The 19,900-nt window shown below is 43.1% G+C and carries 15 protein-coding genes and 1 other RNA gene; 7 read left to right on the top strand and 9 right to left on the bottom strand.

The window, feature by feature from the left end:
- Window positions 1-73 precede the first annotated feature (73 nt).
- Window positions 74-1,261 (bottom strand): porin, encoded by a 1,188-nt coding sequence (locus ACVBIL_RS01280; protein WP_447165180.1) that lies wholly within the window; start codon window positions 1,259-1,261, stop codon window positions 74-76.
- Between the two features lie 234 nt (window positions 1,262-1,495).
- Window positions 1,496-3,907 carry a DNA polymerase II gene (locus tag ACVBIL_RS01275; RefSeq protein ID WP_447165179.1) on the bottom strand — a complete coding sequence of 804 codons (2,412 nt, stop codon included), beginning with the start codon at window positions 3,905-3,907 and terminating at the stop codon, window positions 1,496-1,498.
- Between the two features lie 100 nt (window positions 3,908-4,007).
- Between ACVBIL_RS01275 and dinG the strand changes: the two genes are divergently transcribed.
- The 5 genes from dinG to ACVBIL_RS01250 all read left to right on the top strand — a co-directional run bounded on the left by dinG (window position 4,008) and on the right by ACVBIL_RS01250 (window position 9,066).
- Window positions 4,008-6,080 carry an ATP-dependent DNA helicase DinG gene (gene dinG / locus ACVBIL_RS01270; RefSeq protein ID WP_447165178.1) on the top strand — a complete coding sequence of 691 codons (2,073 nt, stop codon included), beginning with the start codon at window positions 4,008-4,010 and terminating at the stop codon, window positions 6,078-6,080.
- An 8-nt stretch (window positions 6,081-6,088) separates the two neighbouring features.
- A complete protein-coding gene (locus tag ACVBIL_RS01265) occupies window positions 6,089-6,862 on the top strand; it encodes a sulfite exporter TauE/SafE family protein (RefSeq protein ID WP_447165177.1) in 774 nt (257 codons plus the stop codon).
- On the top strand, window positions 6,859-7,521 hold the full coding sequence (locus tag ACVBIL_RS01260; RefSeq protein ID WP_447165176.1) for a primosomal replication protein: 663 nt from the start codon (window positions 6,859-6,861) through the stop codon (window positions 7,519-7,521). The genes ACVBIL_RS01265 and ACVBIL_RS01260 overlap by 4 nt, the downstream gene beginning before the upstream one ends.
- 9 nt (window positions 7,522-7,530) lie before the next feature.
- The gene (locus tag ACVBIL_RS01255; RefSeq protein ID WP_447165175.1) at window positions 7,531-8,220 is read left to right on the top strand and encodes a DUF2057 domain-containing protein; all 690 of its coding nucleotides are present in this window, start codon (window positions 7,531-7,533) and stop codon (window positions 8,218-8,220) included.
- A gap of 585 nt (window positions 8,221-8,805) precedes the next feature.
- Entirely contained in the window at window positions 8,806-9,066 is a 261-nt protein-coding gene (locus ACVBIL_RS01250; protein ID WP_447165174.1) for a late competence development ComFB family protein, read from the top strand.
- A 214-nt stretch (window positions 9,067-9,280) separates the two neighbouring features.
- Here ACVBIL_RS01250 and ACVBIL_RS01245 read toward each other — a convergent pair whose 3' ends face one another.
- Window positions 9,281-9,523 (bottom strand): hypothetical protein, encoded by a 243-nt coding sequence (locus tag ACVBIL_RS01245; RefSeq protein ID WP_447165173.1) that lies wholly within the window; start codon window positions 9,521-9,523, stop codon window positions 9,281-9,283.
- Window positions 9,524-10,437: 914 nt separating this feature from the next.
- Between ACVBIL_RS01245 and ACVBIL_RS01240 the strand changes: the two genes are divergently transcribed.
- Window positions 10,438-11,910 carry a KAP family P-loop NTPase fold protein gene (locus tag ACVBIL_RS01240; RefSeq protein ID WP_447165172.1) on the top strand — a complete coding sequence of 491 codons (1,473 nt, stop codon included), beginning with the start codon at window positions 10,438-10,440 and terminating at the stop codon, window positions 11,908-11,910.
- 78 nt (window positions 11,911-11,988) lie between these two features.
- Here ACVBIL_RS01240 and ACVBIL_RS01235 read toward each other — a convergent pair whose 3' ends face one another.
- From ACVBIL_RS01235 to ACVBIL_RS01225, 3 genes are all read right to left on the bottom strand, one after another.
- The gene (locus ACVBIL_RS01235) at window positions 11,989-13,242 is read right to left on the bottom strand and encodes a tyrosine-type recombinase/integrase (protein ID WP_447165171.1); all 1,254 of its coding nucleotides are present in this window, start codon (window positions 13,240-13,242) and stop codon (window positions 11,989-11,991) included.
- Window positions 13,243-13,315: 73 nt separating this feature from the next.
- Window positions 13,316-13,412, bottom strand: an RNA gene (gene ffs, locus ACVBIL_RS01230) — signal recognition particle sRNA small type.
- A gap of 223 nt (window positions 13,413-13,635) precedes the next feature.
- Window positions 13,636-13,944: a ComEA family DNA-binding protein gene (locus ACVBIL_RS01225; RefSeq protein WP_447165170.1), complete on the bottom strand. Its 309-nt coding sequence runs from the start codon at window positions 13,942-13,944 to the stop codon at window positions 13,636-13,638.
- Between the two features lie 386 nt (window positions 13,945-14,330).
- On the opposite strand from ACVBIL_RS01225, the gene ACVBIL_RS01220 reads away from it, so the two are divergent.
- Window positions 14,331-15,725 (top strand): SLC13 family permease, encoded by a 1,395-nt coding sequence (locus ACVBIL_RS01220; RefSeq protein WP_447165169.1) that lies wholly within the window; start codon window positions 14,331-14,333, stop codon window positions 15,723-15,725.
- 59 nt (window positions 15,726-15,784) lie between these two features.
- On the opposite strand, the gene ACVBIL_RS01215 is transcribed toward ACVBIL_RS01220, so the two are convergent.
- The 3 genes from ACVBIL_RS01215 to ACVBIL_RS01205 all read right to left on the bottom strand — a co-directional run bounded on the left by ACVBIL_RS01215 (window position 15,785) and on the right by ACVBIL_RS01205 (window position 19,889).
- Entirely contained in the window at window positions 15,785-16,966 is a 1,182-nt protein-coding gene (locus ACVBIL_RS01215; protein WP_447165168.1) for a trans-sulfuration enzyme family protein, read from the bottom strand.
- Between the two features lie 329 nt (window positions 16,967-17,295).
- Window positions 17,296-18,411: a TIGR01620 family protein gene (locus ACVBIL_RS01210; protein ID WP_447165167.1), complete on the bottom strand. Its 1,116-nt coding sequence runs from the start codon at window positions 18,409-18,411 to the stop codon at window positions 17,296-17,298.
- Window positions 18,412-18,443: 32 nt separating this feature from the next.
- A complete protein-coding gene (locus ACVBIL_RS01205; protein ID WP_447165166.1) occupies window positions 18,444-19,889 on the bottom strand; it encodes a YcjX family protein in 1,446 nt (481 codons plus the stop codon).
- Window positions 19,890-19,900 lie beyond the last annotated feature (11 nt).

Raw genomic sequence — 19,900 nt, 5'->3', positions numbered from 1 at the left:
ATGGAATAAACCGCTTATATTAAAGCCAAAAAAAAGCGCCTTTAATAAGGCGCTTTTAATAAATCAGACAGTGTTACATGTAGTATCTGATACCGATAGAAATAGCGTCATCTTCTGAAAGGCCCATTGCAGTTTCTTGGGCTTTATTTTTGCTGGAGAAGTCACTTAAGTCTTTACGAGCTTCAAGATACAACATAGTGTTGTTATCCCAAACATAGTGTAGACCTACAAATATTGACTGACGCTTAAACACATCACCATCATATGCTGCACCGTACTCATCATTCGCGTCTAAGATGTTATACCCGATTAGCGGACGTAAACCGTTGTCAAAGTGATAAGATGCTAGCGACTCTAAACCCCATGCTTCTGGGATGTAACGGTTTAGGTTGTCAGTGTCGTGGTATTCTTGCTTGTTAACGTTAACCGCACCGTAGAAGCCTTTAGCGTTAAACTCACCCCAAGTTGCGCCAGCACCAAAGATTAAATCAGTTTCTTGTACAGACTCACCTGATTGATAAGTGGCATCGAACTCACCAACGTTCAAACCTGCTGTTAGAATTAGGTTTTCAGTTGCGCTATATGTCGCTGATGCGCCGTAAGTATAATCGTACTCTACCGTGCCAATAACATTAGATGAAATAAGGTCACCAGTAGAACCAGGGAAGATGTCGCCCTCATATAAGTCAAAGCTATCTTGCTTCAACTGTGCTTGCACTGCGAAACTGAAATCACCAAACGCGTTACGATATTGAACCGTCTTGTCACCACGGCCAGTGCCGTTGATCGCGCCATCAGCTTTGTTTAGTGTGTAAGTACCTGATGTGTTACCGTCCCAAGTGTTTACTAGGTTAGTATTGTTAACCACATCATACCAAGCGCCCCACTGCTTACCGATAGTCAATGAACCATAAGTGTCATGAGTAAGACCTACATAGCCTAAACGAGTGCTGATGAAATCATTGCTTTCAGATGTAAATCCATTGCTTGAATTCTCAATTGAGCTATTACCTACTAGGTTTAGACCTAGCTCAACTTTTGCAAACGTTTTCCAGCCTTCGCCCATATCACGGGTAAAGCCAAAATTAATACGAGATGAGCCGTTTTCTACCTTTGTAGAACCTTGAGTATTAATTACTCGAGCATCAATCCAGCCACCGATTTCTACTGCATTTTTATCATCTTTATACACTTCAATTGCTGATGCTGTTGGCACGAATATAACTGCTGCCAAAGCCGATGCTACTAGAGTCTTTTTCATGTAATTTGCCTAACCTTAATGTTGTTCAGTCTGCTTCATTCAAATTGTCATCCATTTCGTTGTTTTCTTTCTATCCTGATTAACTGCGAGATTAACAAAAGATTATCAGCCACTCAAAGACGAACATCACACTATTTGCCAGTTTTTGCACTTAATTAACTGGCAAACACAGAACACAAAAAAGATTGAACCACCCATTAACATTTACTTAGCGAGGCGTTAATAACGTAACACTTAAATTAACGACATTTGATTTGAGGTTATTTCACTGAAAGTAGTTTTCAGTATTGTAAGAATGGGTTCAGCAATAGGCTCTAATTGCCGAGTAAGGTAGTAGTTATAATCAATTATTGTTGATGCATGTTGTACAGGTTCAGCACCATTTAATGTCATGACATATTCAATTCTCGCTCCCCGTTTACCATATTGAGCATCACCTGTTGCATCACAGAGTTTGCGTGCAGCTTTCAAATGGGGAGCTGACTTAGCGGTGTACTCCTCTAGATCACGTCTTAACTGTTTTGTAAAAATAAGCTCATTATCGAGTTCGCCACGATTCAACTTATCAGCAGTGTCTCTCAAATAAGACTCAACATCTTGTTGTTGAAACAACCTCTCGTAAAGTTCATATTGAACTCGTCTTGCCAAAGGCGACCAATCGCTACGGACTTGCTCCATCCCCTTAAAGATTAATTCGGAGTCATCTTGGCTATTGCGCTTAGTGCCCACATAGCGTTTTTTGGACCCCTCTATTGAACCTCTTAGTGTGGGCATAAAAAACTGTTCAAAATGGGTTTCAAACTCTAATTCTAAAAAACTCGCTATCGCAAAATCACTGCGAAGTTTATCACTCCATAATTGATTCACCTTTTCAGCTAGCGCTTTGCCTGTTTGTTGCACCTTGGTGGCTTCAAAGTCATTACCTAGCCACACAAAGGTAGAATCCGTATCACCATAAATCACCTCATAGCCTTCAGCTTCAATCCACCGCCGAGTTTGCTTCATGATTTCATGTCCCCGCATGGTGATAGAGCTGGCGAGCCTTGCATCGTGAAAAACACAGCCACGTGATCCCAATACACCGTATAACGAATTCATGATAATTTTTATCGCTTGAGACAAAGGCGCATTTTGGTGCTGTTTGGCTAGCTCTCGTTGTTCGGATAGTTTGGTGATCAACATCGGTAGAATAGGCTTATCGCGGCTAAACTGCGCCCCTAGAAAACCGGGTACCGTTTTGCCTTGCTGTTGACTAGCGCCAAGGTTAAGCCCCTCAATCAAGCCTTTAGGATCGATAAGGAAGGTGCGAATAATTGAGGGATATAAGCTTTTAAAATCGAGCACTAAAATATGGCGGTATAGACCCGGTACCGAATCCATCACATAACCACCTGGGCTTTCAATACCATCACTAACGGGCTTACTCGGTGCTACAAACCCAGCTCTATGCAGATGAGGTAGATATAGATTGTTAAATGCCGCCACAGAGGCGCCAACTCGGCCAAGCTCTAACCCGGTAAGCTTTGCACGCTCAATAACAAAATCAAATAACTGGGTCTTCTGAAAAATATCCCAAACTAAGCGACTATCGGTAAGGTTGTAATGCGCCAAGGCGGGTTTATCATTAAAAAATAGATCGTTGATTTCATCCATACGGTTATCAACATTATGAATCGCTTTACCTTCATCTAAAAGCTGCTGCGCAACGAACTCCAGTGAGTAACGGTCAAATTGATAAAACGCTGCCTTAAGCCAGTCAATCCCATCTAATACAACGCGCCCAGGAAGCGACAAGGTTTCGGGTCGAAACTTATCTTCTACTTTCCAACTCAGCGGTTGCTTATTACGGCCGATATTAAGCGCGATGTTATGCAACTTTGCTCGACGATAAAGTAACGCCAAATCAAAAGTAACCACTGACCAACCAATAATAATGTCGGGGTCATAGTCAGCAAACCATTTGATTAAGCCATGTATTAACTCGACCTCGTCTTGAACCCACTCAATGTAATCTTGCTCAGTGGTTTGGCTTTCACCGACCATAATCACTTTCTGATAGACAATATCATCGCTGGTTTGCCCATAAAGCCCAACGGAGTAGAGTTCACCAGAAAAACTACACTCAAAATCCAAAGAAATGGCTTTAAGACTTATTGTCGACTCAGCCTTCCTAGCTCGGGTAGCAACAAATAGCGGCTGCTGGTAAACACTCTCAGATACTTGCTGACGTTCAACAAAATGCCCATAAAACTGTGCATCTAATGCAATAAAGCGTTCAATCAGAAATCGGTGCTCAGCTTTAACATCTGATTCAAACAGCTCGATATCGAGATCTCTTGCCGCTCTCGTCATTGAGCGTAATTGGCGTGTATCGCCACAATAAAGTGCAGATACGGGGACGTTTGCAAAACTCTTAAGTGCCAATGCGCTACAGCGAACGCCTCTGAGTTCATTGCTTTGCAATAAGCGGGACTCATCACTCGTATGCACAAAACAAACATGCTCTTGTTCGATTACCTCAACCGTAACCGGGCCAGTTGCAGTTTGAACGAAATATTGCAACACAAGACCACCCTGCCGATGCACCGCATGGCGAGTCAGCACCCGACCGGTAATCACTTGCTGCTCGCTCACCCCTGAATTCATACTTTATACTCAATTAAATGCACTATTAATCACTAAACACTTCTTAGGCTAAGTAATCACTGTTATTATGTACAGCACTATTTATTGGCTTAGTGCATTCATGTTATCCGCAGACGTTAAAACTCAAATTCGTACGATATATAAAGGCATTTCAAGCTCGCTGCCTAACTTTTGCCCTCGCCGGGAACAAAATTATATTGTTGCGGAAATATCAAAAACGCTTGCGGGTGAATATGACAAAAACCGCCGCATTATCGTGGTTGAAGCAGGCACAGGTATTGGTAAATCGCTGGCGTATATTCTCGGTTCTATCCCGCTCGCCTTAGCGAGTAAGAAAAAAGTCTGTATCGCAACCGCGACAGTGGCACTGCAAGAGCAACTACTGCATAAAGACCTGCCTTTTTTTCTACAGCAATCAGGGCTAGATTTTACCTTTGGCTTAGTCAAAGGTCGTCAACGCTATGTGTGTTTATCTAAGCTTGAGATGCTTGTTGGCCCAGATAACAGCAGCCAAATGGCAATGTGGCAAACCAAACCCGACCAAAGCCAAGTCGACATGTTAGAAGCCTTGCTTAAGGATTATCAATCTGGCACTTGGAATGGCGAGCGCGATACATTAACCAAACCGCTGCCAGATCATCTATGGCTGCAAATAGCTTGCGACAAGCATAGCTGTCATCGCCAACTTGCCAGTCATAGGAATTGCCCTTTTCATAAAGCTCGTGAAGATATCGACACTTGGGATGTGCTCATTGCCAACCATAGTTTGCTATTTGCCGATTTAGAACTTGGCGGTGGCGTGATTCTACCGGATCCCGAAGATGTGTATTACATCATCGACGAAGCGCACCATTTACCGATTGTTGCCAGAGACTTTAGTAGTGCGCAGGCGACGGTACGTGGCTCAATCGACTGGCTCGATAAGCTGAGTAAAACCACCAGCAAGCTTCAAAATCAGATTAAGAGCAATTATATCATCGCACCTGCGCAATCGATGCTCGATCATATCGGTGATATTGCAGGGCTACTGAATCAAGTGGCACAGTTTTGCGACGCTCAGTCGGCAAAATTCGATAATCCAGAAAACCGCTTTAGGTTCGAGCATGGAAAATTACCGTCTGCATTATCTGTTCAGGCCGAAAACTTAGCGACCGCATCGAATGTAGCCCTAAAGCAATTTAATAAAATGCTGTCTTTACTCAATGAAGCGATTAAAGATGGCGAGATCCCCAAGCATCAGTCTGAAGGCTTACTGTCTGAAACCGGCTTTATGTTGCAACGGCTTGAGAATCTGCAAAAGCTATGGAAGATGATGGCTAAAGAAGATAGCCCCAAAGGCGCCCCTATGGCTCGTTGGATTGAGCAGCTAACAGGTAAACAACCCGACTATCTATTTAATGTGTCGCCCATCGAAGTCGGCTTTATGCTGGAAAACCTATTATGGAATAAAGCCGCCGGAGTTGTGCTTTGTAGTGCAACCTTGCGGGCATTAAACAACTTTAACCATTTTACCCATCAAGTCGGCCTATCTATCAACGATGGCAGCCGCTACCTTGCATTAGACTCACCATTTGATTTTGAACAAAATGCGACCCTATTTTTGCCCAAAATGAACTGCGAACCTACGGATGATAAATATACCGATGAGCTGGCTAAGCATATTGTGGCACTCGTTGAGGATGAAACCGCAAGCTTGGTCTTGTTTGCCTCCTATTGGCAAATGGAGAAAGTCGCTGACTTGGTTGAAGGTAAGATTAAGACAGGGCTGCTTATTCAAGGTACGCTACCAAGACAAGAAATTTTGAAACAACATAAAGCACGTTGTGATGAAGGTAAGCCGAGTATTATATTTGGTACTGGCAGTTTTTCTGAAGGTCTCGATTTACCAGGGGACTACCTAACGAACTTAATTATTACCAAGTTGCCTTTTGCCGTTCCAACCTCTCCGGTAGAGCAAGCGCATTCGGAATACATCAAGATTAAAGGCGGCAATCCATTTATGCAGCTGACTATTCCAGATGCTTCACGCAAACTGGTGCAAAGCTGTGGTAGATTATTGCGTAAGGAACTGGATTATGGTCGGATTTCAATTTTAGACAGACGTTTAGTGACTAAACGCTATGGAAAATCGCTACTCGATGCCCTTCCACCTTTTCGCCGTGTAATTGAATAGGACCACCATTGGATTTACTTCTCGACCCAAGTAGTTGGGCCATACTCGCATTAGTGGGTTTTATTGCAGGATTTATTGATGCCGTCTCCGGCGGCGGCGGCCTGCTATCAATCCCCGCATTGCTGACCATGGGCGTTTCGCCTCACATGGCATTAGGTACCAATAAACTAGCCGCCAGTTTTGGCTCCTCAATGGCTGCTTACACCTATTATAAGCAACGCCTTTTTTCGCCCTCTTTGTGGTATCACACTTTTATCGCCACCTTTATTGGCGCTGTCATTGGTACATTCATCGTTTATCTTATTGATAATCAATGGTTGGAAAAGTGGCTACCTATCATGATTATTGCTATCGCGCTTTATACGCTATTTCAGCCCAATGCTATGGGCGATAATAATCATAAAATACCGACTAAAGCTAAAAGTAAGCTCAAGCAATGGCTGCAGGGGTTACCGTTAGGCTTTTACGATGGATTTGCAGGCCCTGGGATTGGCGCTTTTTGGACAGTATCGAGTACCGGGATACATAAGCTGCCGCTACTTTATAGCTGTGGCCTTGCCAGAGCCATGACCTTTACCAGTAACTTAACCTCATTAATTATCTTTATCATGTTAGGAAAAGTTCATCTGGTTATCGGGTTATCGATGGGGCTTTGTATGATGGTAGGCTCTTATATCGGCGCGCACTCAGCCATTAAATTTGGCCTGCCCTTTATACGGCCAATCTTTATCACAGTTATACTATTAATAGCAGCGCAATTAGTGTGGAGTGCATGGCTATGACAACTGATGAACTAGTCAAAAAACTGAAACAACAGCTCAAACAGCTGGAACAAGAAGTGTTACAACACGACTCTCGTCTGCCTGCAGGGCAGCGTAAAATGATGCAAGATATCGAACGCTTTAATAACGAGTTATTTATTCAAGTGGGTGGTCAGCTTCAGCCTTGTATCGATCAACTCGCTAAAAACATCGCCCAACTTGAGCAGCTATTAAAAGCCAATCGCTCACCCTATACGGTCGTCTCTAGTTGCGAGAAAATTCAAGACAGATTTAGTGCACTTAGACGTGCGCTAATGACAACCGGTATCAATGTAAAGTCTATCGAGCAACAAAAACGTAGCCGCAGAGCCTATGCCATTAAGCGAGGTGTTAAGTCTCATAATGACAGTGGTTTTAGCTGGATCGCTTCAAACGTGATGCAAAATAGCCATCAACTCTATGAAGAACTTAATAAACATTTGAACTGGGCTAAAATTATTGAACAAAAAATTGAAAATTTGCAATCTTCACTTGAAAACTGTCATAGTGCTGACAAAATCAAACTGCAGAATGAGATCCTTTCGCTGCATAGCCGTCTAGGCAAATGTCGACAAGCTACTAGCTATATTGAGGATCGCATCCAATTATTCGAGCGACCTTTTAAGAGCCAAAACCGTTAAGGAACAAAAATGAAACCAGGTTTAACCATTACCGCACTTCTCGCTCTATGTGGTTCTTCAGCCGTTTTTGCCGCTGACTTCAACATCCCAATGGCTTTTGAATACATCGCAGTTGATGGACAAGAGATCAAAACGAGCCTTTTTAATCATAAATCAGAGATTGAACTTGATAAAGGTTCTCACAAAATCGCTATTCGCTATAACGACTTAGTTGAAGATGACTTTAGCGATAGTGAAACTAACATCAAATCAAATGCCTTTATTGTCACGATTGATGTCGATGGTGATTATAGCTATCAATTAAAACCTGCTGATGGTGAGTTTGTTAAAAACCCTAAAAGCTTCGCTAAATCTCCGCAAGTCGTTATTACTCGTGAAGGCAACGGCAATGTTAGCTATAAAGTGACTCAAACAAACATTACTGAAGAGTCTTTTGTTTCGCGTCTATTTAGTGGTAATAACCCTACCGATGTCGATGCTGAAGCAGCGGTAGCTACAGGAGCTGCAGTTGCTGCTGCATCAACGCCTAGCGCACCGGTTAGCAAGCCATCTCCTGCCGCTGCCGCTACGTTGCCAGCAGTCGCTGCGACTTCTGCAGAAGATGCGGCTAAGGCCGAGCAAATGCTACAATACTGGTGGTTACACGCTGATGAAGCAACCCGTAAAGAGTTCATGAGCTGGGCTATTAAGCAGCTTTAACGACAAGTGGGATCAGACACCGACATTGAGTATGATCCCATTGGTCTATCACGCCAGCGACTCTAAGCTGGCGTTACCTTCACAACATCGATTTCCTATCACCCTGTACGGCGCTTTATACGCGTACCTGCTAATCAAGCTATTGCTCAGTCATCAAGCCAGGTAATCGCCTGTTCAATTCACTGCCAAGCGAATTATCCAGCTCGTAAACAAACATCTGACGATGACGTAGAACTCTGTTGCTGTACCCAAGATAAACAAACTTAAAAACAGTCAGCCAAACGTTAGCGTATTTAATCCGATTACATAAACCCGAGCTCATTATCTACGATGCTAGTATGGATATTCATTGCGATGATAATCGCAACTATTAAAATATCAGCATCGACGGGATCTATGCGCGAGACAAACTCGTCATTCAATAAGCAAAATCATCCCCCCCATTGCTTGTGTCATCGCTGACGGCTACAGTAACGAATCGGAACAGTTGAACCTTAAGCACAGCCAGTTATTTATTGCTGCTAATACAATGTGGTAATGTCAGGGTTATCGTGATTCAAATCTGTTTAATACAAGGAGTGTTATATGCAATTAGAAATAAGAAACTACTATGAAGTCTTATTGCTCGAGCTATTATCTGATGAAGGTTTGCTAGACGAACTACCCGCCGACTATCTTGCAGATCTCTGCTGCATCACGCTCAATCAACTCCCCGTGCGTTATATCAGGCACTTAGTCGACACCTACTTTTTCGAAGACTACAACGAACTGCATCAGATGAAAACAGAAATTCAGCAAGCGCTAGAAAAGTCTCGAGCGTTTTTAAAAGAGGCGAATAAACAGTAGTCACTTTGCAGAGCTTAAGCTACGACTACTCACGCGAAAAAATGCATGACGAGATTGAAATAGATAAGAATGACAAGCAGTTTGAATGAGTCAATATGTACCACCAAGTGTATCACTTGCAGCACCAGTTCATACATTTAAGGTAAACAATTGAATTTTAACAAATAGAGGGGAGTTTTGGAGGCTCCCCTAGAGCCGCACTCCGGCACATGAGTCACTTGCTACGGTTGCTCTCTTCCAGTGAGAGACCACTCATACAAGCGGCCATTGCAGGAGATGCGAGGTAAACACCCATTAACTCGTTCAGAAAATAACCCATGATGTTTAAACGGGCAAATTCCTTTGCACCACCATCAAGAAATGTCTGATTGATATGCGCTAAGGTTAGTGACCCGCTGCCACAACAAATATCGGCAAAGTCCTCTAACCCAGAGCTGCCGCCCATCATCTTTGCCATTAGGGTACTTAGAGCTGGTGGTGTCCTGAAGAACGACTGGTGACCAGAGCCACCGCACACCTCTATTAGATAACCAATAGAATCTTCATCTGGACACGTTTTCCAGGCACTTCGAATGACATGTGACAACTGATGGGCAATCTTGCTTTGCGCCTCACTCAGAGGCTCTCAGCATAGCCTTCGAGTTCAACATATCGGTGTCGTATAGCTGGTGATTGGTAACTTAAGCTAGGAGTTGAGGAAGGTGTTAATGCGTTAGGACGCTTGTTGCTTGAGGTATGTGATTTACTTTGAGATTCTTTAGATACTGCACCGTCAATGGCTTTAAAGAGACTTCAGATCTCCCGCAGCCATGACAACAGCTTTTTGAATAGATGTCGAAACATAGATTTTCCTTTGTAATGAGGTTTACTCTATGTTTCTTATAACAATTCGAGGAGGGAAATTGAATTAGCATATTAACCCTAAGCTCGGGTGATTGTTGACGAACTTTTAATTCCCCTTCTTCCTTACTTTGAGCTACTCCAAGGTCTTGCAACCCTATCGATAGACCATATATACGACAACCCTATCATTTACGCTTCATTACCTGTTAAATGATAGCCAACCATATAGCTACCTGATGGGTATAGGGAAGTGATAGACCTCTATGCCTCAGGGATTTTAAAATTCTCAAGCTACCCCCACCAACTACTTGTGACCCCCTTAGCACCTCAACATTAATAACCATTGAGTATTTGACCAAATAAGCTGAAAGGATTAATGTCTATTGCTTGTGGTAACTATATGTTTATTTGTTCATTTATAACTGATAATGATTTTCCGCTAGGGTTTAACTACCTCTTCCAGAAATACAAAGCGCCAACAAGGTGCATACCCAACCAAGCTTACACAAGAACTTTACGGAAAAGCGTATGAATATTTCAAATCACGCCAGCAAATTCATAGACTGGGAACAGCAGTACAATTGGGGCACCTGTAAAACCAACAGGGAAGAGTACGGTAAATTTATAGCTCATTTCCTAACGACCGATAGTAGAGTCATTAACCTAAATGGAATATACGGTTCAGGTAAGACTGAGTTTATAAGGCGTCTTTATATTGAATTAGCAAAACAAGGGTATCCAGTTGTATATATTGATGCTTGGGAAAGTGATTTTTCTAATAACCCTCTTGCCGTGCTTTGTAGCGAACTGCTACAACAGATTGAGTATGTCTTTAAAGAAAGAGCACCAAATGGAAAAGCGAAAGAAAAAGAGCTGGCAAAAAAGACACTTAACACATTAAAAGGAAAGCTAGGCACCTGCTTAAGATACCTAGAAGTTAGCACGCTAATCACGGGAGAACCAACTACTATAGCGACCGCTAAAACAGCTAGAACATTTGTCGATGCGATTCCCGATTTAAGTGTCCAAACAAAATCTAAAGAATATGTTGAAATCATCCAGAAAAATCATATTGAAGCTGTTCAAGCAATTAAAGATATCAAAGGGTATATAACCTACCTATCCGACTTGATTGAAGTCATTTATGAGCTAAATATCCCCATAGTTATTTTAATCGATGAATTGGATAGATGTAGACCCACCTACGCTATCGAAGTTTTAGAAGTTATAAAGCACTTCTTTGAAACGAAAGGGTGTACATTTCTAGTAGCAACAAACACTGAGGTTCTTGAGCATTCAGTTCAGTCGATTTACGGTACAACATTTGATGCAAAATTATATTTGCGTAGATTTTTTGACCGAAAAATATGCTTACCACAAGTATCAATTTTAGATTACCTGAGCGTACGAAAGCTAAATTTAGACAAATACAAAAACAATAACATTTACCTTCACCCATTTACCTCAAACCAACAAGCTAATATCAAGTTGTTTGCGGATTTGTTTGAAAATGCCAATCTTGAACTTAGAGATGTGGAGCAGATACTTAATAGGTTTTTTGCTAGCTTAGATTATGCCGCAGGGTTATTAACGGTATCCCACGTGCTAATAAACACTGTTGTTTTAATGGTTGGGCTGATTGAGCAACACCTTGATATACTCCCCCCGAATCGAACGAACAAAAGTGCCAGCTCAAATTTGATATCAGTTATAAATTATGACACCAAATCTAATTCCTTGAGCGGGATGGTTGAAGCTATGTTTCGTTGCGTAACTGTAACTTCTTCACATGAAATGTATACCGCTAACAACGCAAGAACAACCTTTGCAACCCCAAGAGAAATGTTAGCCTTACAGGCTGCAGGGTTTGACGACATTGCGTATCTAAAAACTAACAATCTACTGTGGGAGCTTTCTGGGCACTACGATGATAAAGATTGCAACGTTTGGCTATGGGAAGACTATCAAAAGATAATTGAATTATCAGGACATATCCAATAGCTCACAACCTTCAGCGCACCACTAAAAGCGTCCATTTAGGTCTTTGACTAAAATAGACGCCCCCTTCCCTTTGTTAATTTAAAGCCCCCAATCCAACGCCTTAACTAGCTTCAACATATTCTCAATTTTGTACTCTTTACCATAGCGGTCAAAGGTTATCGAGCCATGAGAATGACCAAGCAAACCAGCGACCATATCTGAGCTGTACTCTTTATGTTTGAGCTGAGTAGCCACCGCATGACGAATGCCATGTAAGGTGTCTCGCTCACCCCAGCCCAACTTAGGCTTAAAGGTGTAGAACCATTTAGAGACCTGATGTGAATAACCACGAGTCGATATCTTCCTGAGTTCTGGGAATAGTCGCTCGTGGCCGCTAGCCTGTTGCTTATCAACAAACTGAAGGAAGCCCATAGCGATTAGCTTAGGATGAATAGGGATGACACGTTCACTGGTCGCTGTCTTAATGGACTGATCTGGATGTGTCGCTCTAATGTGAATGCAGGGATAACCATCAATAACGGTAAAGTCATCTATATATAGTTGAGCTAGCTCCCCTAACCTCGCGCCAGTATAAGCAGCAAGCCTTGGCAACCATGCACGGTACGGCATCTTATGCTCAGTGGTCGGTGGGATTTCCCTGAATAGCTGTTTGATTCTGGTCTCGCTCAGTGCATCTCTAGCCTTAGAGGCCTTAACCTTAGCCGACACCTTAATACTTAAGCCTGTCATAGGGTTGCTAGTGCCGTAATGGAGAGCAGCCCACTGTAATAATGCAGAGACTCGAGTCAGTCGCTTGTTAACTGTAGAGACTGCAAGGTCTGCTTTGGATGAGAAGTGTCGTTTGTATTCCAGCGCTTTAGCCAATGTGAACTGTTCAAGACGTATATCGCCTAGAATACCAATCATGTCTTTAAAGGTCTGACGGTTAACCTGTTCACTGTGTGGAGACCAAGCGCCTTGCTTACGTTTCTCTTGGCAAAACTCTTCTACAACTTGGCTAAGTCTTGGGAGCTTAGGATGACTGTTGTTGCTTTGGGCGGTAATAGTGGGAGCAGAGACATTGGCTGGTCTTAAGGCCTCTTGCGTACAGGCTTGAGTATGAACCGCCTCAGTAGTGCCTTGAGTATCACCATCAGCAACACTGCGTAACTGACTTAACACCAGCCAAGACTTACGAACGGCTTCAAGACGGTCTCTAGTCGCTAATGACTTTCTGATTTCACGTTGACCGAGGATAGACCGAAGATTTTCAGGTACGACTATTCGCGCATACCAAATGCCATGACGAGATTGAAACAAATATGGGGGAGTTTTATGTAAACTATTTCTCATCGAGTGTACCACCAAGTGTATCACCTGAGGTCTTTCTGAGATAAGTCTTTGATTAGACTTTAGTTTGGAGGCTCCCCTAGAGCCGCACTCCGGCACATGAGTCACTTGCTGCGGTTGCTCCCTTCCAGGCCTGGCCGAGTTCACAAGTTATCATTGCGGAGGGACCCTAGGGTCACCATAGATTTCTTAAGGAGTGTAACTCCAAAGAACGGCTGCATTATCTATCATGCATCCCAAGCAATCAAGTGATTATCGTCTAACTTGCCCTAGTTTTGGTTTGATCGGCGATTCTATAAACAAAAGCCCTTAAAAAAGGGCTTTTTTACACTATATGGTGGAGCCAATAGTGTGAGGGTTTCGGGTATTGTCCGTCTTTAGCTAGCTATAAGTTCACTATAAACTGAGCTGGCTGCGATTTTTCTCGATCAACTTTTCACCAATACCTTTAACCTCAGTGAGTTGCTCGACTGAACTAAAATTACCGTGAGTTTTTCGATACTCTACAATTGCCGCAGCTTTTGACTCACCAATGCCATTTAGCACTGACAACTCTTCGACTGTTGCACTATTAATTTTAATCAGCTCGGATTGAGATTGTTTTGCTTGCTGAGAAGCGGGGGTTTCTGCAACCTTGGTTGCCGATACTGCGGGGAATATTAATAAACTAGATAGGCATAAAACAGACAAAAATACTTTGTACATAGAAAACTCCTTTTATTTATCCTTAAATTCGCAGCCACAATCCTTTTTCCTTGGCCACGATTAAAATGTAGATCATGCTCGCGGATTTTTCCAGCGCGCGCCCACCATCACACTAGCAACCACACAAAAGAGATCGTGATCACACTAAGCGTATAACAATTAACTTTCAGTAACTTGTATGACTAATACAATAAGTGGCAGTTTGACTAATAAATTCGAAATAACAGCACAAATTTAAGTGATACAAATCCTCATTAAGCGGTTTTTGCGACGTCAATCGTCATTCCATCCTACCAAAACTGTAAGTTATAAACGCCACTTCATATTTTGAAGTTAGCTAAAGCTGAACTAGAGTGAGCCAACCTATAAAAATAATGGACATTACAATGTCATTTGAATCAACAAAAGTACCCGACAATACCAATGGCATGATGTCTACACAGCAGAAAAAGTTACTTATTTTGGCTGCTGATATCATACTGTTATTTATGATGTATAACTTCTTACCCTTCGACCAAGGGGTTAATACTGGCCTTGCCTTACTGGTATTTACGGCAATCTTATGGTTAACAGAAGCAATTCATATCAGTGTCACCGCTATTCTCATTCCCATCTTGGCCGTGCTATTTGGGGTGTTCGAAACACAATCGGCGATGAGTCACTTTGCAAACCCAATTATCTACTTATTCTTTGGTGGTTTTGTTCTCGCCGCGGCTTTAAACCATCAAGGTATCGATAGATTGATAGCCCAAAAGGTTCTTGGAGTTTCAAAAGGGCGCTTATCTGTAGCCTGCGTGATGCTATTTGGGATCACCGCGGGTCTATCGATGTGGATCAGTAATACTGCGACAACCGCAATGATGCTGCCGCTTGCTCTAGGTATTTTACATCAAATAGATATCGCTAAACATAAAAGTACCTATCTGTTCGTGTTGCTAGGCATCGCTTACTCAGCCAACATCGGCGGTATAGGCACTTTAGTGGGAAGCCCTCCTAACGCGATTGCAGCAGCTCAAGTAGGACTGTCATTTGCCGATTGGCTTGAGTTTGGCCTTGTCACCGTAGCATTTATGCTGCCAATGATGTTGATTGCACTTTACTTATACTTAAAGCCCGATCTTTCAATGATATGTGAAGTAAAAACTGAGCAGCAATCGCTCACTTTCCAAGGTAAGTTAACACTGCTTATTTTTATAGCAACAGTATGCAGCTGGATTTTCAGTAAACCCATTTCACAAGCCTTAGGTGGCATCGCTAAATTCGATACCATTGTTGCACTGAGTGCGGTTGTGCTATTGGCGGGTCTTGGTTTAGTGCAATGGAAAAAAATTGAAACTACAACGGACTGGGGTGTGCTCATATTGTTTGGCGGTGGTTTAACCTTAAGTGCAGTACTTAAAGCCACAGGTACGAGTGTATTTTTAGCCCACTGGATCACCGATATTTTTGGTAATACTCATATGGCGCTATTTACGTTTGCAGTCATTGCTTTTGTGATCATGCTAACTGAATTTTCCAGTAATACTGCCAGCGCGGCATTGCTGGTGCCCGTCTTTGCCGCCATTGCCGAAGCGTTAGGCTTGTCACCCGTTATGTTGTCGGTGTTAATTGGTATCGCTGCATCTTGCGCCTTTATGCTACCTGTTGCGACACCGCCAAATGCGATTGTGTATGGCTCTGGTTATATTAAGCAGTCAGAAATGATGAAAGCTGGTGTGATTATCAACTTTATCAGTATGGTAGTGCTATATATTATCGCTCATACGTTCTGGGATATTTAATCTGATACAAAAGAGCCTGACCTCTAGTCAGGCTCTTACTTTCCATTTCTGTATTCACTCTAAACTAACTGATCTAAACCACCTTCAAGCGCCTCAATAATATCTTCTACCGATTCAAGCCCCACTGAGATCCTCAGTAAATTGTCAGAGATCCCCGCCATGCTCCGCTCCTCATCTGTATACGGAGAGTGTGTCATTGAGGCGGGGTGCTGGATCAGCGACTCGGCATCGCCAAGACTGACCGCAATAGAAAATAACGGCAAGCCATTGATAAAATTTATCGACTCCTCAAGACTTGCGTCAAGCTCGAACGCTATTACGCCTCCCGATCTTCGCATCTGGCTGCCAAGCAATTTATGGCCTGGGTGGCTCTTAAGCGCTGGGTAGTAAACCTTTGATATTTTAGGGTGATACTCAAGGTAACTAGCAATTTTTTCAGCATTATCACAATGCCTTTCAAGGCGGACATCTAAGGTTTTTAACCCGCGAAGAATGAGCCACGCATCATGCGGAGACAGCACTGCACCAACATCTTTGAGCACTTCATATTTAATCACTTCCATCTGCTCATTGCTTGCACATACAAGCCCAGCGATAACATCACCGTGACCATTGAGGTATTTAGTTGCACTGTGAATAACAATATCGATGCCATGCTTAATCGGTTGCTGCAATAACGGGGTCATAAAGGTGTTATCCACCACACTCACTAAATGGTGTTGCTTAGCAATGGCGGCGATTAGATCTAGGTTATACACATCTAAATGGGGGTTTACCGGTGTCTCGCAAAAAATCACTTTAGTATTGGATTTTATCGCGGCTTTAATCGCGGCTTCATCACTAAAGTTAACAAGTGTTACTTCAATACCAAACCTAGCTAATTGAGATGTCATCAGTGAAAATGTACAGCCATAAACAGCATTGGATGCCACTAAATGGTCGCCATGGCGTAAATTAGCCAACAGCGCAGCCGATACAGCAGCCATACCTGAGGCTGTTGCAGCCGCAGCTTCACTGCCTTCGAGTGCGGCAATTTTTCGCTCAAGCTCTGCTGTTGTCGGGTTTCCCAAGCGGGTATAAATATACCCTTGCTCAGTTCCTGCAAACCTCGCTCCGCCCTGCTCAGCGCTATCAAACACAAAGGTAGCGCTTTGGCATAATGGCGTCACCAGTGCACCAGCTTGGTTACTTTCCCGTCCGGCATGGATTACTTTTGTGGCGAGTTTCCATCTATCTTGCATATTGCTCTCCCTACTAGATCTGCACTGACTTTTTAATCGTTGTGAATGTCAGCTTCATCGTTTTAATTTCAGATGAATTTGCCAACCCATTTAATCGACAAATCAAACAACAGGCTCAGTTCAGCGTTGTGCAATCAACATGAACTACTCAGGCTAAAGATCATACTATTTGAGGCGAATAGGAGCTAAACCGCTTGTAAACTGAATGTTACAAACGGCTTAATATGTAAGGATGGGCGTGATGTGAGAGAATGCTTTTTAGCAAGTGCCCAACGTATAAATGCTTATACGTTAGCGCTCAAGCCGTCAGATGCTGGTAATGTTCAGGGCTAGTCTTTATGGACTTTGCTCTTCTCCGCTTTAACCGTTTTAGATAGTACGCTCGCTGATAGCTCTTTTAAACTGAGTAACAACTCTTTATGGATCCCAGAAAGCTTCGGCTTAGATTGCGCCGTAAACTCAAGCGGACGACATAACGCCATCGCTTGATAGCCAAGCCTTGCCGTTAACAGCCCGCCACCTAAGCCTTGAGCAAGCCTTGCTGATAACTTTCCAGACATCTCAACCGATAGTAATTGCGTCCCTAAGTCGGTAATTACCTCACTCGAGCCAGCATAAATGATATTGCCGATAATGCTACGAATGAGTTTTATGCGGCTCCAATAACCCAACTCTATACCATAACAGGCGGCAAGCTTATTAATCATGCTCTGGTTGCGCCAAAGAATAATCGCCATATCCAGCATAGCCAAAGGACTGGCTGCCAGTAATAAGGCTGACTCCTGAGCAAATCGACGCACGATTTTTTTAGCTGCTAAATCACGCTCGGTTAATACTAGAGAATCGAATAAGCTAAGCTTTTCAGCGTCGTTATGTTCAGCTGTGGCACTTTGCTGATAGCGACTAACTTGCGCCGTTTTAGGCAGCTTCTCAATAATGTCATCAATAAATGGATCGGCCTCTCCCATCTGCATACTGTGTACCAGACGGTTACCAACACTTTGCGAGTCTTCGATATGTTTTAAGGCTTTTAGCTTACGCCACTCGGCGAAAGTCATTTTAGCTGCCCATAGTGTCACCAGCCCTGTGACACTGGTATAAAGACCAAATAACCAGCTACTCTGCAAAAGTGCCGCTTGTAGGCTCAAAACGGTCTCGACTAACACGACCAAGGCGATACCCGCTAAACATATCTTCCCCAGCCAACCGCGCTTTCGCGTTGGGCGAGAGCCTGTTATGGACTCTTGCTCTAATGGATCAAAACCCGACAGACGCTCATCGACCAAGGTTTCTAGCTCTGCCTCTGCAAGACTATCGGTTTCGATAAACTCTAACTGCGCATCAAAGCTTGTTGCAGCGCTAAGCTTCAACTCTGGCTCATTGCCATGGTTGTTATCATTGTCGAATCGCTGCTGCTTTTTAATTGAATTATCACCTTGTGACATAACTACTCACTTGCCTACATCCTGATCCAAAATTATTTTAACTTGTCGCCAAGCAAATACTGTAAAACATGATCTAAGCGTATATGCTCAAAGTCTGCATTACTGCGCTGCGAATGTTGATTACCTGCTGGTGCAAAATTGACAAATTCAAAGCCCTGATTCTGCCAAAAGTCGCTAGAAGGTAGGGATTTAGGGACTTCCCCAGGAAACAGAGTCACCGGAACTTGTTCACTAAGCTCAGTGCCACGCACCACTTCAATATCACGTCCGTCTTGTTTTACCATGCCATGGCTGGTTGATTTAATGGCGCTAATCGCCATGGTTTCAACCTCACAACCTTCAAACTTAGCGTGTTGCTGACTCTGTTGGACTAATTGAGTCAGCAGAGACAACACATTACCTTGCTGATCACGAGTCACATGATCTACTTTACTCGCAGCAAACAACAGCTTGTCTATTTTTGGCGAGAATAGCCTTTTGAGCAAGCTAGACTGGCCGAATTGAAAACTTTCCATCACCGCATGAATCGCTGACTTCATGTCTTCAAATTGGGCGCGGCCACGGTTGAGCGGTGTAAAGCAATCGACGAGTAATAGCTGCCTATCAAATTTGGCAAAGTAATCATGATAGAAAGGTTTAACCACCTTACTCACATACTCTTTATAGCGCTGCTTCAAGGTATGATAAAAACTGTTAGCCCCTGATTGCTCAAGCGTTTGATAACTGAGTTCATCAATATCAAGTAATGGAAACAGTGCCAAGACGGGTGTGCCATCTAATTCACCGGGTAACAATAGCCGTCCCGGTTGAGCATAATAAAACCCATGATTGCTCACGCAATCTTGCAACAGTTTGCGATAACTATCTGCAATTTGCTGTAACTTAAGTTCATCAGCTTCGCTGGCCAAATCAATGCTGTTAAGTAATTGAGTAAATTCAGCATAATAAGTCGAACACTGAAAAACGGCCTTTCTTTCGGCTTGAGTATTTGACCACTGTTGAAATGACAGCTTTAGCATGGGCAGATCGAGTAACCACTCACCGGGATAGTCAACAATGTCTAAATACAGGGTCGCGCTATCGGTAAGTTTTGCTAATAGGCCTTTTGCTGGACGATATCGAATAGCGAGTCTCAGTTCGCTAATACTGCGGGTAGATACTGGCCAAGTTGCAGGCTCCCCTTTTAATGACCTCATCGCGCCATCATAATTAAAACTGGGAATGGTTAAGTCGGGTTGCATATCGCGTTTTACGCCATACAACCTGCCGTCTCGTGAGACTTGCCATAATGGCAGTGCTGAACTCGTCTCAGCAATGCCGCTATGGAGTAGTTGATTGACCAAGCCAGTAATAAATGCCGTTTTACCGGCGCCCGCTAAACCTGTTACCGCAAGACGTAGGTTTCTGTCGGTTGTCCTAAGTGCAACAGCTTGGGTATGCTGACTGAGTTTTTTGAGGGAGCGTTTAAGACTTGCCATAGAGTGACGTA

The sequence above is a fragment of the Shewanella sp. 125m-7 genome (assembly GCF_052977045.1).
Note: the sequence above shows the minus strand (reverse complement) of the source record. Positions and strands in the feature narration are given on the sequence as shown.

What these genes read in the sequence shown, in the direction of transcription:
- ACVBIL_RS01275 (WP_447165179.1), bottom strand. Translation starts at nt 3,907, where the DNA reads ATGAATTCAGGGGTGAGCGAGCAGCAAGTGATTACCGGTCGGGTGCTG.
- ACVBIL_RS01250 (WP_447165174.1), top strand. Translation starts at nt 8,806, where the DNA reads ATGCAATTAGAAATAAGAAACTACTATGAAGTCTTATTGCTCGAGCTA.
- ACVBIL_RS01235 (WP_447165171.1), bottom strand. Translation starts at nt 13,242, where the DNA reads ATGAGAAATAGTTTACATAAAACTCCCCCATATTTGTTTCAATCTCGT.
- ACVBIL_RS01220 (WP_447165169.1), top strand. Translation starts at nt 14,331, where the DNA reads ATGTCATTTGAATCAACAAAAGTACCCGACAATACCAATGGCATGATG.
- ACVBIL_RS01215 (WP_447165168.1), bottom strand. Translation starts at nt 16,966, where the DNA reads ATGCAAGATAGATGGAAACTCGCCACAAAAGTAATCCATGCCGGACGG.
- dinG (WP_447165178.1), top strand. Translation starts at nt 4,008, where the DNA reads ATGTTATCCGCAGACGTTAAAACTCAAATTCGTACGATATATAAAGGC.
- ACVBIL_RS01210 (WP_447165167.1), bottom strand. Translation starts at nt 18,411, where the DNA reads ATGTCACAAGGTGATAATTCAATTAAAAAGCAGCAGCGATTCGACAAT.
- ACVBIL_RS01255 (WP_447165175.1), top strand. Translation starts at nt 7,531, where the DNA reads ATGAAACCAGGTTTAACCATTACCGCACTTCTCGCTCTATGTGGTTCT.
- ACVBIL_RS01205 (WP_447165166.1), bottom strand. Translation starts at nt 19,889, where the DNA reads ATGGCAAGTCTTAAACGCTCCCTCAAAAAACTCAGTCAGCATACCCAA.
- ACVBIL_RS01280 (WP_447165180.1), bottom strand. Translation starts at nt 1,261, where the DNA reads ATGAAAAAGACTCTAGTAGCATCGGCTTTGGCAGCAGTTATATTCGTG.
- ACVBIL_RS01240 (WP_447165172.1), top strand. Translation starts at nt 10,438, where the DNA reads ATGAATATTTCAAATCACGCCAGCAAATTCATAGACTGGGAACAGCAG.
- ACVBIL_RS01260 (WP_447165176.1), top strand. Translation starts at nt 6,859, where the DNA reads ATGACAACTGATGAACTAGTCAAAAAACTGAAACAACAGCTCAAACAG.
- ACVBIL_RS01245 (WP_447165173.1), bottom strand. Translation starts at nt 9,523, where the DNA reads ATGGCAAAGATGATGGGCGGCAGCTCTGGGTTAGAGGACTTTGCCGAT.
- ACVBIL_RS01225 (WP_447165170.1), bottom strand. Translation starts at nt 13,944, where the DNA reads ATGTACAAAGTATTTTTGTCTGTTTTATGCCTATCTAGTTTATTAATA.